The following is an 11,654-nucleotide window of genomic DNA, read 5'->3' as shown; positions in this document are numbered from 1 at the left end:
AGGGGCCCAATTGGGCCCCTTTTTTGTCTGTGGTATCCTTGCCGCGCTTACAAGGAAGAACGGGTTTCGTTATGCTTATTTTTTACGCTACGCTGGCTATCGCCTTCACTCTGCTGTGCCTGTTAGCCTTTATCTATTGCGCTTATCAGCTGTCGAAGCACGGCGACGTCAAGTTTTTGGCCTCGCTTTCCGTGCTGCTCTTCGCGCTGCTGGCCTTCTATGCCGCTTATGGCTACGTCAGCACCTGGCTGCAACAGCAGGCGGTGGATGTCCGGCTGTATTAGCGCAGCGGGATGAAAAAGACCTGCTCCGGATCGCCGTCATCGAGATTGTCAATCTGGCCGCTGGCGACAAACCCGGCGTTCAACAGCAGCCGCTGCATCGGCAGGTTGGAGCGATTGGTGGAAGTGAACAGCTTCGGGTGCCGGCAGTGCAACTTAAGCGCCGCAATCAGCGCCTGCCCGACGCCCCGGCGGCGATAGCGCTCGCCGACCATCAGCATCTCGACAAAGCCGCAGCCGAAGAAGTGATAGTGCAGCACACCGTATCCCATCGCCATGCCCTGCTCCTCGGCAAGATAACAGACGCCCTGCCCGCACCAGGCGCGGATCTGCGCCGCGCGCTGCGGCTCGTATTCGGCGACGCTGTCGAGGGCGATCAGGGCTGCGGCATCGCTGTCGATGGCCTGGCGAACAAACATGTTTTAATCCTCGTGCTGATGGATAACGGCGATACCGCATCAACGAAACGGCAACCGCGGCGGGATAGTTTTTACATTCCGGTCGAATTTTGTAATCCTATTATAGAGTTACCAAAACACACGCCAAGGAAGGAAAGCATTTCCCGATGAGAATACCGCAAATCTCCGCCGCTCTGCTGTTTACCCTGCTGCTGGCCGGCTGCCAGTTCCACAAAACCGTGTTCCCGCCGCCGTATATCGGCACCCCGCAGGAGATCAGCACCTACGAAGTGAAAGGGCTAACGTTCGTCACCACCGTCACCTTCAGCGGCCTGTTCGCCGAAGATCTGGTGCGCGAATACGCACAGAAACACCACTATCGCTACTATGTGGTAACGATGCGCAGCAACGGTTTTAAAGACCGAAGCGAGCGCGTGAGCGCGATGATGTATCGGTAGAGAGTGGCGCCACATGCCGTGAAATAATGCCGAAAAATCCAGGTTCAGCGCAGGAAAACGCGATATGGAACATGGTAAAGCCGCAAAGCCAGAGGCTGCATGAAAGTGCGGCCTGTGACTTTGATTTAATTATCTAGCATCGCAGTTGCCGCCCTTTATTTCACTGCGGGCGAAATTCCAATGTGATTATTTGGAACGCATTATGGATCTCTGGCGTTGGCGGCTTAGGCAGACGCGCATCGGCAACCGCCTTCATGGCGGCACGGCAAAGATCCGGATCGCCACCTTCAGTTCGAACACCGACTGGCATGCCGTCCGGCGCCAGCGTGATACGCAATGAACAGCGTTGGCCTGAGTAAGTGGCGGCGTCTTTAAAATGGCGTTGGATCTCCGCTTGCACCTGAGACAGGTAATGTAATTCCTCTTTTCCCGGCGCCTTTGGGTTGCCAAGGTTGGCGAAAAGATCGCCAACCTCTTTATTCACCGGATCGGTTTGGCTGGGGGCGGTGCTCTTGGCACACCCCGTTAATGCCAGCGCGAGCATCGCCGCCAATAATGTGGCGGCGCCGGTTTTAAAGCCTGAATGCGTGATTTTCATATCCCTGTCCTTATGGATGACTATCAGCCAAAATCAACGTGGTATTCGACAAGATCCCCGGCGCATACTTATACATAATTAACGCCCAACCACCAGAGACATTGTTAGCATCAAGCATCGGCATGCGGAGTATCGTGAGCCGATGATGACATGAAGCCATAGCGCCCTCACCGGGCAGTACGTCTGCGTATCCTGACCTATCGATAACGTTGTTATCCGAACGATCAATCACCCCATCAATAAATTAAGAAATTCTTAATTTTTTATCGCATTAAAAGCGTTTCAACGCTAACAATCTGGAGATTCTGCCTATACTTACTTTCCTGCTATTAAATTCATTTAAGTAACCAGGATGGTAAGTATGAAAAACAAACGACTCTTTGCCGCGCTTCTTACTGCGACTACGGTGATGTTCATGGCGGGCTGCGCTTCCAATCAGGCGATCAAAACAACGGATGGCAAGACCATTGTCACCGACGGCAAGCCTCAGGTCGATAAAGATACCGGGTTAGTCTCCTATCGAAATGCAGAAACGGGCAAAACGGAACAGATCAATCGAGACCAGATTGCAAACATGAGTGAGTTGGATAACTAAAAGGAGCTTCAAATGAAAAAAGCGCTTGTTCTTCCCGCGATCGCCCTGATTGCTATCGCCGCACTGTCAGGCTGCACACGCACCAGCTACGCCATTCATACCCACGATGGCAGAACGATCATCAGTGACGGCAAACCGAAAGAAACCTCTGCCGGGTTGATCGGGTATACCGACGCCAATGGCGTCAAACAGCAAATCAACAAGACGGAAGTCAAAGAGGTGTCGGAAATCCCTCATTAAGGTTCCGATAATCTGAGCCTGCTAAAACAAAGGGAGCCGATGGCTCCCTTTCTATTCAAACAGTAAGCGCGCCCATTGGCGTTTAACGATAACGTCGATAAACGCCTGACATTTCAGCAGACAACGTTGCCAGGTTTGCCATACGGATCTCCCCTTTCCCAGCGTCGAACGGCTATAATCCGATAAGTGGAGTTTTTTAAAACGATAAGGAGGGAGTATGTACAAAACTATTTTGGTTCCCGTGGATATTACCGAGCCGGAATTAACACAGCAGGTCATCCCGCATGTCAACGCGCTCGCCAGGCTCGAAGACTCCCACGTCCATTTCCTCGCGGTGATCCCGTCACGCGCCACCTACGCCGCTTTCGGCTTTGCCGCCACGGCGGCGATAGAAACCAAAGATGAAACCATTGCGCTAGCGAGCGAGGGGCTGGCAAAAGCGGCAAAACAATTCAGCGTGCCTGAAGATAGAGTGACCACGCACGTTGCCGTCGGCGATCCTAAAGATCAGATCCTGGAACTTGCTGATGCGCTTAACGCGGAGATTATCGTGATGGGTTCCAACCGCCCTTCTGCGATCACTTACCTCCTCGGCTCCAATGCCACCGCCGTCGTCCGCCACGCCAATTGCCCGGTGCTGGTCGTACGTGAATCGGCTAACGCCGCTCAGTGAGCCTGTCCGCTACCTCACTCATCTTTGAACAATAAAAAACGGGAGCCCTTAGGCTCCCGCTCTCATTCAAGCGCTGAACACACTTACATGTGTTTAACGATAGCGTCGCCAAACTCTGAACATTTCAGCAGTTTAGCGCCTTCCATCAGGCGTTCGAAGTCATAGGTCACGGTCTTGGCGGCGATGGCGCCTTCCATGCCCTTAACAATCAGGTCAGCCGCTTCGAACCAGCCCATGTGGCGCAACATCATCTCTGCGGACAGGATGATGGAGCCTGGGTTCACTTTGTCCTGGCCGGCGTACTTCGGCGCGGTGCCGTGAGTCGCTTCGAACAGCGCGCAGTCAGAGCCGATGTTGGCGCCCGGCGCGATGCCGATGCCGCCTACCTGGGCCGCCAGGGCGTCGGAGATGTAGTCGCCGTTCAGGTTCATACAGGCGATCACGTCGTATTCCGCCGGGCGCAGCAGGATTTGCTGCAGGAAGGCGTCGGCGATCACGTCTTTAACCACGATCTCTTTGCCGGTGTTCGGGTTCTTGATCTTCAGCCATGGGCCGCCGTCGATCAGCTCGCCGCCGAACTCTTCGCGCGCCAGCTCATAGCCCCAATCCTTGAAGGCACCTTCGGTGAACTTCATGATGTTGCCTTTGTGAACCAGGGTCACGGAGTCACGGTCGTTGGTGATGGCGTATTCGATCGCCGCACGCACCAGACGCTTGGTCCCTTCCTCGGAGCATGGCTTCACGCCGATACCGCACTGCTCTGGGAAGCGGATTTTCTTCACGCCCATTTCGTCGCGCAGGAATTTGATCACTTTGTCCGCTTCGGCGGAGCCGGCTTTCCACTCGATGCCGGCGTAGATGTCTTCGGCGTTTTCGCGGAAGATCACCATGTCGGTCAGCTCAGGCTGTTTCACCGGGCTTGGAGTGCCCTGGTAGTAACGCACCGGGCGCAGGCACACGTACAGGTCCAGCTGCTGGCGCAGGGCCACGTTCAGAGAACGGATGCCGCCGCCGACCGGGGTGGTCAGGGGGCCTTTGATGGCGACGCGGTAGTCGCGGATCAGGTCCAGAGTTTCGTCCGGCAGCCACACGTCTTTACCGTAAACGTGGGTAGATTTTTCGCCGGTGTAGATTTCCATCCAGGAGATTTTACGTTCGCCGTGGTAAGCCTTTTTAACGGCCGCATCAACCACGTGGATCATGGCAGGAGTCACGTCAACGCCGATGCCGTCGCCTTCAATGAACGGGATGATCGGGTTATGAGGAACAACCAGTTTACCCTGGGCGTCAACCGTGATTTTTTTACCTTCTGCCGGAACAACTACTTTGCTTTCCATCAACCTCTCCTTCAAGCGCAATTTTGTTAATGCTTTGTAAGATGCGTGTAGATACTACTTGAATATTCGGTCCGCGCCAATCCGAAACGGATTCGGTTATAATGCGCTTATCATCCGTAATCTCAACTGTTATGAAAAAATTCTCTGTTAGAAATCACAACGTTAAACGATTCAGCAAGCCGAATGCCGCCAAACCCGCCGCGCCGAAGGGGCCACGTCGAATTGTGTTATTCAACAAGCCCTTCGACGTGTTGCCGCAGTTCACCGACGAAGCCGGCCGCGCCACGCTGAAAGAGTACATCCCCTTCCCCGACGTTTACGCCGCCGGGCGCCTGGATCGCGACAGCGAAGGGCTGCTGGTGCTGACCAACGACGGCCAGCTGCAGGCGCAGCTCACCCAGCCGGGCAAGCGCACCGGCAAAATCTATTATGTGCAGGTCGAGGGCGCGCCGCAGGAAAGCGATCTGGCGCCATTGCGCTGCGGCGTTACGCTGAAAGACGGCCCCACGCTGCCCGCCGGGGTGGAGCTGGTAGCCGAGCCGCAGTGGCTGTGGCCGCGCAACCCGCCGATCCGCGAGCGTAAATCCATCCCCACCAGTTGGCTGAAAATCACCCTGTTCGAAGGGCGAAACCGCCAGGTGCGTCGCATGACGGCGCATATCGGGTTCCCTACCCTGCGCCTGATTCGCTACAGTATGGGTAATCTTTCGCTGGGCTCACTGCAGCCTGGTGAATGGAAAAGCATCGATTCTCTGTAGACCGATAACTGATGGAGGCGCCATGAAATCCACGCCGATCGCGCTGCTGCTCGCCGCTCTGGCGGCCCCGTTCGCCGCCCAGGCCGCCAGCTTCGACTGCGCCAAGGCGGCAAGCCGCGATGAGCAAGCCATCTGCGCCAACCGCACGCTGAACGATTTGGATGTGCAAATGGCCACCCAATACCAATTGCTGCGCGGCCTGTTCGCCATGGGCGCGCGCGGCGCGATGCAGGACAGCCAGCAGGCCTGGCTGGCAAAACGCCAGCGGTGCGGTGGCGACACCGCCTGTCTGCTCAAAAGCTACCGCACCCGCATCGCCGAGCTGGACGATATCTATCGGCGCATCGACAAACCGCTGTAAGGAGACCGCATGTTCAAACCGCACGTCACCGTGGCCTGCGTAGTGCACGCCGCCGGCAAATTTTTGGTCGTCGAAGAGACCATCAACGGCAAAGCGCTGTGGAACCAGCCGGCCGGCCACCTGGAGGCCGACGAGACGCTGGTGCAGGCCGCCGAGCGCGAGCTGTGGGAAGAGACCGGCATCCGCGCCACCCCGCAGGCATTTTTACGTCTGCACCAATGGATTGCGCCGGATCGCACGCCGTTCCTGCGTTTTTGCTTCGTCATCGAGCTGGAACAGCCGCTGCCGACCGAGCCGCACGACAACGACATCGATCGCTGCCTGTGGTTGAGCGCCGACGAGATTTTGCAGGCGCCCAACCTGCGTTCCGCGCTGGTGGCGGAGAGCATTCGCAGCTACCAGCAGCCGGAGCGCTATCCGCTGTCGCTGGTCGGCAGCTTCGCCTGGCCGCATTGAGGGCGCCGGGCAGCACAAGATGAACAGTGCGCCGGCGCGGGCAACGTGGTAAAATCCTGCGCTTGTTTTTATCAGCACGGTTCGTGTTCAAGTTCGTGAGATCCCCATGTCAGACAACAGCCAGAAAAAAGTAATCGTCGGTATGTCCGGCGGCGTCGACTCTTCCGTTACCGCCTATCTGTTACAGCAACAGGGCTATCAGGTCGCTGGGCTGTTCATGAAAAACTGGGAAGAAGACGACGACGAAGAGTACTGCTCCGCCGCGACCGATCTGGCCGACGCGCAAGCGGTCTGCGACAAGCTGGGCATCGAACTGCACACGGTGAACTTTGCGGCGGAATACTGGGACAACGTGTTTGAGCTGTTCCTGGAAGAATACAAGGCCGGCCGCACGCCGAACCCGGACATCCTGTGCAATAAAGAAATCAAATTCAAAGCCTTCCTGGAGTTCGCCGCCGAAGACCTGGGGGCCGATTTCATCGCCACCGGCCATTACGTGCGCCGCCAGGACGTGGACGGCAAAAGCCGCCTGCTGCGCGGCGTCGACGGCAACAAAGATCAGAGCTACTTCCTCTATACCCTGAGCCACGAGCAGGTGGCGCAAAGCCTGTTCCCGGTTGGGGAACTGGAGAAGCCGGAGGTGCGCCGCATCGCCGAGCAACTGGAGCTGGTCACCGCCAAGAAGAAAGACTCCACCGGCATCTGCTTTATCGGCGAGCGCAAATTCCGCGATTTCCTCGGCCGCTACCTGCCGGCGCAGCCGGGCCCGATCGTCAGCGTCGACGGCCAGACCGTCGGTGAACACCAGGGCCTGATGTATCACACCCTGGGCCAGCGCAAAGGGTTAGGCATCGGCGGCCTGAAAGACAGCAGCGAAGATCCGTGGTACGTGGTGGATAAAGACGTGGCCAATAACGTGCTGGTGGTCGCGCAAGGGCACGATCACCCGCGCCTGATGTCAGTCGGCCTTATCGCGCAGCAGCTGCACTGGGTGGATCGCCTGCCGCTGACCGGCCCGTTCCGCTGTACGGTGAAGACCCGCTATCGCCAGCAGGACATCCCTTGCACCGTGACCCCGCTCGACGACGAACGCATCGAAGTGCGTTTCGACGAGCCGGTCTCTGCCGTCACCCCCGGCCAGTCGGCGGTGTTCTACCAGGGCGAAATCTGCCTCGGCGGCGGCATCATCGAACAGCGCCTGGCGTAGTTCGCCTGCCGCCCAAGAAAAACGCTGCGTTTACCGCAGCGTTTTTTTTATTCAGAATTCCACCTGCGCCCCCAGTTCGATCACCCGGTTTGGCGGGATTTCGAACAGATCCGGCGCCCGCAGCGCGTTGCGCTGCAACAGCTGGAACACCTTGCCGCGTACGCGCAGATACCAGGGGCGCTTGCCCAATACCAGCGTATCGCGCGACATGAAGAACGAGGTCTCGTTCATGGTGAAACTCATCCCCTCCAGGCCGCAGCGATAAAGGATATCCGTCACGTTGGGCGTTTCGCGCCAGCCGTAGCTCGCCACCACCCGCCAAAAGCTCGTCGACAGCTGTTCGATCGCCACCCGCTGCACGTTGTGCACATACGGCATGTCGGTAGTCACGATAGTCAGCAGCACCACGCGCTCATGCAACACCTTGTTGTGCTTCAGGTTATGCAGCAGCACCAGCGGCACCGCATGCGGCGTGCGCTCCATAAACACCGCGGTGCCCGGCACCCGCTTCGGCGGCGCCTTCTCCAGCGACTCGATCAGCGCGGTCAGCCCTTCCTGGTTGTCGCGCAGCCGGCGGATCAGGCGCGAGCGCTCGGTCTTCCAGGTCAGCATGATCAGCAGAATGATCAACCCCAGCGCCACCGGCAGCCAGCCGCCGGTCGCCAGTTTGATCAGGTTGGCGCCGAACAGCGGCACGTCGATGCACAGCATGGCAAGCAGCATCAGCCCACCCAGATAGCGCGGCCAGCCCCAGTTTTTCACCGCCACGATGCTCAGCAAAATCGACGACAGCAGCATGGTGCCGGTCACCACGATGCCGTAAGCCGAGGCCAGGTTGCTGGAGTGTTTAAAACTGATAATCACGATCAACACCGCCGCGAACAACAGCCAGTTCACCACCGGAATGTAGATCTGCCCGGACTCCTGATCGGAGGTATAGATGATGCGCATCGGCGGCAGGTAGCCCAGCCGCACCGCCTGGCGCGTCAGGGAGAAGACGCCGGAGATCACCGCCTGCGAGGCGATCACCGTCGCCAACGTGGCGATCACCAGCAGCGGGATCAGCGCCCAGGTGGGCGCCAGCAGGAAGAACGGGTTATTGATTGCCGCCGGGTTGGCCAACAGCAGCGCCCCCTGGCCGAAGTAGTTCAGCACCAGCGCCGGCGCCACCAGCGTAAACCACGCCAGGCGGATCGGTTTTTTGCCGAAGTGGCCCATGTCGGCGTACAGCGCTTCGGCGCCGGTGACCGACAGCACCACCATGCCCAGCGCGAAGAACGACACTGCCTTGTACTCGAGGAAGAAATTCACCGCCCAGTAAGGGTTCAGCGCCCGCAGCACGCCGGGGTGATGCAAAATGCCGCCGATGCCGAGCAGCGCCAGCGTCAGGAACCAGATGACCATCGCCGGGGCGAACAGTTTGCCGACGCTGCCGGTGCCGTGTTTCTGGATCGCGAACAGCGCGGTCAACACCAGCAGCGACAGCGGCACGATAAAGCTGTCCAGCTCGGGGGCAATAATCTGCAGGCCTTCGATAGCCGAGAGCACCGAAATGGCCGGGGTAATCACCCCATCGCCATAAAAGAAGCTGCCGCCCACCAGCCCGACCAGCACCGCCGCCGGCACCCAGCGCGCATCCAGCTTGCGGATCGCCAGCGACATCAGCGTCAGAATTCCCCCTTCACCGTCGTTGTCGGCGCGCATCACGAAGCAGACGTATTTGATCGACACCACCAGCGTCAACAGCCAGAAAATCAATGACAGAAAGCCGTAGATCGACGTCGGCGTCAGGGTGATCCCTTCTTCCGCCGTCAGGCATTCGCGCAGGGTATACAGCGGGCTGGTGCCGATATCGCCGTACACCACGCCGATGGCCGCCAGCGTCACCGCCGGCAGCGGCTGCTTGTTTTTTACGTGCATATAAAGGTCTTTATTTGAGGGGTCACGTTGGCAGTATAGATGCAGCCGCCGCACTTTATTTGCCGCCGCAACAATAAGTTCGTGCCGCGCCACCGGCGATTTTCGCCGTCTATTTGCGCAGTTCTGCGCCGCACGGCGCATCCGCCTCGCCACAGGCGTATTAGACGCTGGGTTTACCCTCAATTTTATGGCATGATCCGCGGCATTCGTTGTCATCGTTGTTACAGCCACGCCCGATCGTTACCGTTCGCGGCCGCCGCCGTTACCCTGGCGATACGCACAACCTTATACAGTAAGCCATGTACCGTTCACCGCGTTTACAGGAGTCATCGTGGCGAAGAATTATTATGACATCACGCTGGCCATGGCGGGTATCAGCCAGTCGGCGCGTTTGGTTCAGCAATTGGCCCATGAAGGGCAATGCGACCGCGAAGCGTTTCACACCTCGCTGAAAAGCCTGCTGCAGATGGACCCACCCTCTACGCTGGCGGTGTTCGGCGGCGAGGAGCGCAATTTGATGGTCGGCCTCGAAACCCTGATGGGCGTGCTTAACGCCAACAACAAAGGGCCGGGCGCGGAACTGACCCGCTACACCATCAGCCTGATGGTGCTGGAGCGCAAGCTCAACGCCAACAAACAGGCGATGAACACGCTCGGCGAACGCCTCGGCCAACTCGAGCGCCAGCTGGCGCACTTCGATCTTGAGTCGGACACCATCATCAGCGCGCTGGCCGGCATTTATGTCGACGTGGTCAGCCCGCTCGGGCCGCGCATCCAGGTGACCGGCTCACCGGCGATCTTGCAGAACCCGCAGGTGCAGGCCAAAGTTCGCGCCACGCTGCTGGCCGGCATTCGCGCCGCCGTGCTGTGGCAACAGGTCGGCGGCAGCCGCCTGCAGTTAATGTTTTCCCGTAATCGTCTGTTCAAGCAGGCGCAAAATATCGTTGCTCATTGTTAATCGATCCCAGGAGTTGCTACCGATGGAATTATCCTCACTGACCGCCGTTTCCCCCGTTGATGGACGCTACGGTGATAAAGTCAGCGCACTGCGCCCCATTTTCAGCGAATACGGTCTGCTGAAATTCCGCGTACAGGTTGAAGTACGTTGGCTGCAAAAACTGGCCGCCTGCGCAGAAATCAAGGAAGTTCCCGCTTTTGACGCCGACGCAAACGCTTTCCTCGACAAAATCGTCGCTGAATTCAACGAAGAAGACGCTCAGCGCATCAAAACCATCGAGCGCACCACCAACCACGACGTGAAAGCGGTCGAGTATTTCCTGAAGGAAAAAGTGGCGGCGGTGCCTGCGCTGCACGCGGTGTCCGAGTTCATTCACTTCGCCTGCACCTCCGAAGACATCAACAACCTGTCGCACGCGCTGATGCTGCAAAGCGCTCGTCAGGACGTGGTGCTGCCTTACTGGCGTAAAATCATCGATGCGCTGAAAGGGCTGGCGCTGGAATACCGCGATATCCCGCTGCTGTCGCGCACCCACGGCCAGCCGGCTACGCCGTCGACCGTCGGCAAAGAGTTCGCCAACGTGGCTTACCGCATGGAGCGCCAGTACCGCCAGCTGGAGCGCGTGGAGATCATGGGTAAAATCAACGGCGCGGTCGGCAACTACAACGCCCACATCGTCGCCTACCCGGAAGTGGACTGGCATCAGTTCAGCGAAGCGTTCGTGACCTCGCTCGGCATCACCTGGAACCCGTACACCACCCAGATCGAACCGCATGACTACATCGCCGAGCTGTTCGACTGCGTAGCGCGTTTCAACACCATTCTGATCGACTTCGACCGCGACATCTGGGGCTACATCGCCCTGAACCACTTCAAGCAGAAGACCATCGCCGGGGAAATCGGCTCCTCCACCATGCCGCACAAGGTCAACCCGATCGACTTCGAAAACTCCGAAGGCAACCTGGGCCTGGCCAACGCCGTGCTGGGCCACCTGGCGGGCAAACTGCCGGTGTCCCGCTGGCAGCGCGACCTGACCGACTCCACCGTGCTGCGTAACCTGGGCGTGGGCCTGGGCTATGCGCTGATCGCCTATCAGGCCACCCTGAAGGGCATCAGCAAGCTGGAAGTGAACCAGGCGCACCTGCTGGACGAACTGGATCACAACTGGGAAGTGCTGGCCGAACCGATCCAGACCGTGATGCGCCGTTACGGCATCGAGAAGCCTTACGAGAAGCTGAAAGAGCTGACCCGCGGCAAGCGCGTGGATGCTGCCGGCATGCAGGCGTTTATCGATGGCCTGGCGCTGCCGGAAGAAGAGAAAACCCGTCTGAAGGCGATGACCCCGGCCAACTATATCGGCCGCGCCACCACCCTGGTCGACGAGCTGAAGTAAGCGCTTTAGCCTGACCATAAA

Annotated in this window: 15 protein-coding genes; 11 read left to right on the top strand and 4 right to left on the bottom strand. The window is 58.5% G+C overall.

Annotated features, from left to right (window positions below; all coding sequences use genetic code 11):
- The first annotated feature begins 71 nt into the window (after positions 1-71).
- Positions 72-284 carry a hypothetical protein gene (locus tag HWW83_RS19950; RefSeq protein WP_025302536.1) on the top strand — a complete coding sequence of 71 codons (213 nt, stop codon included), beginning with the start codon at positions 72-74 and terminating at the stop codon, positions 282-284.
- Here HWW83_RS19950 and HWW83_RS19945 read toward each other — a convergent pair.
- Entirely contained in the window at positions 281-700 is a 420-nt protein-coding gene (locus HWW83_RS19945; protein WP_060660815.1) for a GNAT family N-acetyltransferase, read from the bottom strand. The two genes, HWW83_RS19950 and HWW83_RS19945, sit on opposite strands and share 4 nt — an antisense overlap.
- Before the next feature lie 146 nt (positions 701-846).
- Here HWW83_RS19945 and HWW83_RS19940 point away from each other — a divergent pair, with 146 nt between their 5' ends.
- Entirely contained in the window at positions 847-1,137 is a 291-nt protein-coding gene (locus HWW83_RS19940) for a hypothetical protein (protein WP_060451502.1), read from the top strand.
- Between the two features lie 160 nt (positions 1,138-1,297).
- Here the strand turns inward: HWW83_RS19940 and tolA are convergent, their stop codons facing one another.
- Positions 1,298-1,735: a cell envelope integrity protein TolA gene (gene tolA, locus HWW83_RS19935; RefSeq protein ID WP_089196956.1), complete on the bottom strand. Its 438-nt coding sequence runs from the start codon at positions 1,733-1,735 to the stop codon at positions 1,298-1,300.
- A gap of 361 nt (positions 1,736-2,096) precedes the next feature.
- On the opposite strand from tolA, the gene HWW83_RS19930 reads away from it, so the two are divergent.
- The 3 genes from HWW83_RS19930 (at position 2,097) to uspF (ending at position 3,243) form a co-directional block, all read left to right on the top strand.
- Positions 2,097-2,330, top strand: coding sequence for a YgdI/YgdR family lipoprotein (locus HWW83_RS19930; protein ID WP_089196955.1), 234 nt, complete (start codon positions 2,097-2,099; stop codon positions 2,328-2,330).
- A gap of 12 nt (positions 2,331-2,342) precedes the next feature.
- Complete coding sequence (locus tag HWW83_RS19925) at positions 2,343-2,570, top strand: YgdI/YgdR family lipoprotein (protein ID WP_089194648.1); 228 nt, start codon at positions 2,343-2,345, stop codon at positions 2,568-2,570.
- Between the two features lie 217 nt (positions 2,571-2,787).
- Positions 2,788-3,243, top strand: coding sequence for a universal stress protein UspF (uspF, locus tag HWW83_RS19920; protein ID WP_123061628.1), 456 nt, complete (start codon positions 2,788-2,790; stop codon positions 3,241-3,243).
- An 83-nt stretch (positions 3,244-3,326) separates the two neighbouring features.
- On the opposite strand, the gene icd is transcribed toward uspF, so the two are convergent.
- Complete coding sequence (gene icd, locus HWW83_RS19915; RefSeq protein ID WP_015377612.1) at positions 3,327-4,580, bottom strand: NADP-dependent isocitrate dehydrogenase; 1,254 nt, start codon at positions 4,578-4,580, stop codon at positions 3,327-3,329.
- Between the two features lie 131 nt (positions 4,581-4,711).
- On the opposite strand from icd, the gene rluE reads away from it, so the two are divergent.
- The 4 genes from rluE (at position 4,712) to mnmA (ending at position 7,362) form a co-directional block, all read left to right on the top strand.
- On the top strand, positions 4,712-5,338 hold the full coding sequence (gene rluE, locus HWW83_RS19910; protein WP_046686908.1) for a 23S rRNA pseudouridine(2457) synthase RluE: 627 nt from the start codon (positions 4,712-4,714) through the stop codon (positions 5,336-5,338).
- A 22-nt stretch (positions 5,339-5,360) separates the two neighbouring features.
- Positions 5,361-5,699: a lysozyme inhibitor LprI family protein gene (locus HWW83_RS19905; RefSeq protein ID WP_033652068.1), complete on the top strand. Its 339-nt coding sequence runs from the start codon at positions 5,361-5,363 to the stop codon at positions 5,697-5,699.
- Between the two features lie 9 nt (positions 5,700-5,708).
- Entirely contained in the window at positions 5,709-6,155 is a 447-nt protein-coding gene (locus HWW83_RS19900; RefSeq protein WP_176589504.1) for an NUDIX hydrolase, read from the top strand.
- A 106-nt stretch (positions 6,156-6,261) separates the two neighbouring features.
- A complete protein-coding gene (gene mnmA, locus HWW83_RS19895; protein WP_016928066.1) occupies positions 6,262-7,362 on the top strand; it encodes a tRNA 2-thiouridine(34) synthase MnmA in 1,101 nt (366 codons plus the stop codon).
- A 51-nt stretch (positions 7,363-7,413) separates the two neighbouring features.
- On the opposite strand, the gene kup is transcribed toward mnmA, so the two are convergent.
- Positions 7,414-9,282: a low affinity potassium transporter Kup gene (gene kup / locus HWW83_RS19890; protein WP_033642781.1), complete on the bottom strand. Its 1,869-nt coding sequence runs from the start codon at positions 9,280-9,282 to the stop codon at positions 7,414-7,416.
- A 331-nt stretch (positions 9,283-9,613) separates the two neighbouring features.
- Between kup and hflD the strand changes: the two genes are divergently transcribed.
- A complete protein-coding gene (hflD, locus tag HWW83_RS19885) occupies positions 9,614-10,240 on the top strand; it encodes a high frequency lysogenization protein HflD (protein WP_033642780.1) in 627 nt (208 codons plus the stop codon).
- Positions 10,241-10,262: 22 nt separating this feature from the next.
- Positions 10,263-11,633: an adenylosuccinate lyase gene (gene purB / locus HWW83_RS19880; protein ID WP_033652066.1), complete on the top strand. Its 1,371-nt coding sequence runs from the start codon at positions 10,263-10,265 to the stop codon at positions 11,631-11,633.
- The last annotated feature ends 21 nt before the right edge of the window (positions 11,634-11,654 follow it).

The organism is Serratia ureilytica (assembly GCF_013375155.1).
Lineage (GTDB): Bacteria > Pseudomonadota > Gammaproteobacteria > Enterobacterales > Enterobacteriaceae > Serratia > Serratia ureilytica.
This window is presented reverse-complemented; position numbering and strand designations above follow the sequence as displayed.

Bases quoted from the DNA above. Each gene is read 5' to 3' on its own strand.
- mnmA (WP_016928066.1), top strand. From the start codon at position 6,262: ATGTCAGACAACAGCCAGAAAAAAGTAATCGTCGGTATGTCCGGCGGC.
- HWW83_RS19950 (WP_025302536.1), top strand. From the start codon at position 72: ATGCTTATTTTTTACGCTACGCTGGCTATCGCCTTCACTCTGCTGTGC.
- icd (WP_015377612.1), bottom strand. From the start codon at position 4,580: ATGGAAAGCAAAGTAGTTGTTCCGGCAGAAGGTAAAAAAATCACGGTT.
- HWW83_RS19930 (WP_089196955.1), top strand. From the start codon at position 2,097: ATGAAAAACAAACGACTCTTTGCCGCGCTTCTTACTGCGACTACGGTG.
- HWW83_RS19945 (WP_060660815.1), bottom strand. From the start codon at position 700: ATGTTTGTTCGCCAGGCCATCGACAGCGATGCCGCAGCCCTGATCGCC.
- tolA (WP_089196956.1), bottom strand. From the start codon at position 1,735: ATGAAAATCACGCATTCAGGCTTTAAAACCGGCGCCGCCACATTATTG.
- purB (WP_033652066.1), top strand. From the start codon at position 10,263: ATGGAATTATCCTCACTGACCGCCGTTTCCCCCGTTGATGGACGCTAC.
- kup (WP_033642781.1), bottom strand. From the start codon at position 9,282: ATGCACGTAAAAAACAAGCAGCCGCTGCCGGCGGTGACGCTGGCGGCC.
- uspF (WP_123061628.1), top strand. From the start codon at position 2,788: ATGTACAAAACTATTTTGGTTCCCGTGGATATTACCGAGCCGGAATTA.
- HWW83_RS19940 (WP_060451502.1), top strand. From the start codon at position 847: ATGAGAATACCGCAAATCTCCGCCGCTCTGCTGTTTACCCTGCTGCTG.
- HWW83_RS19900 (WP_176589504.1), top strand. From the start codon at position 5,709: ATGTTCAAACCGCACGTCACCGTGGCCTGCGTAGTGCACGCCGCCGGC.
- rluE (WP_046686908.1), top strand. From the start codon at position 4,712: ATGAAAAAATTCTCTGTTAGAAATCACAACGTTAAACGATTCAGCAAG.
- HWW83_RS19905 (WP_033652068.1), top strand. From the start codon at position 5,361: ATGAAATCCACGCCGATCGCGCTGCTGCTCGCCGCTCTGGCGGCCCCG.
- HWW83_RS19925 (WP_089194648.1), top strand. From the start codon at position 2,343: ATGAAAAAAGCGCTTGTTCTTCCCGCGATCGCCCTGATTGCTATCGCC.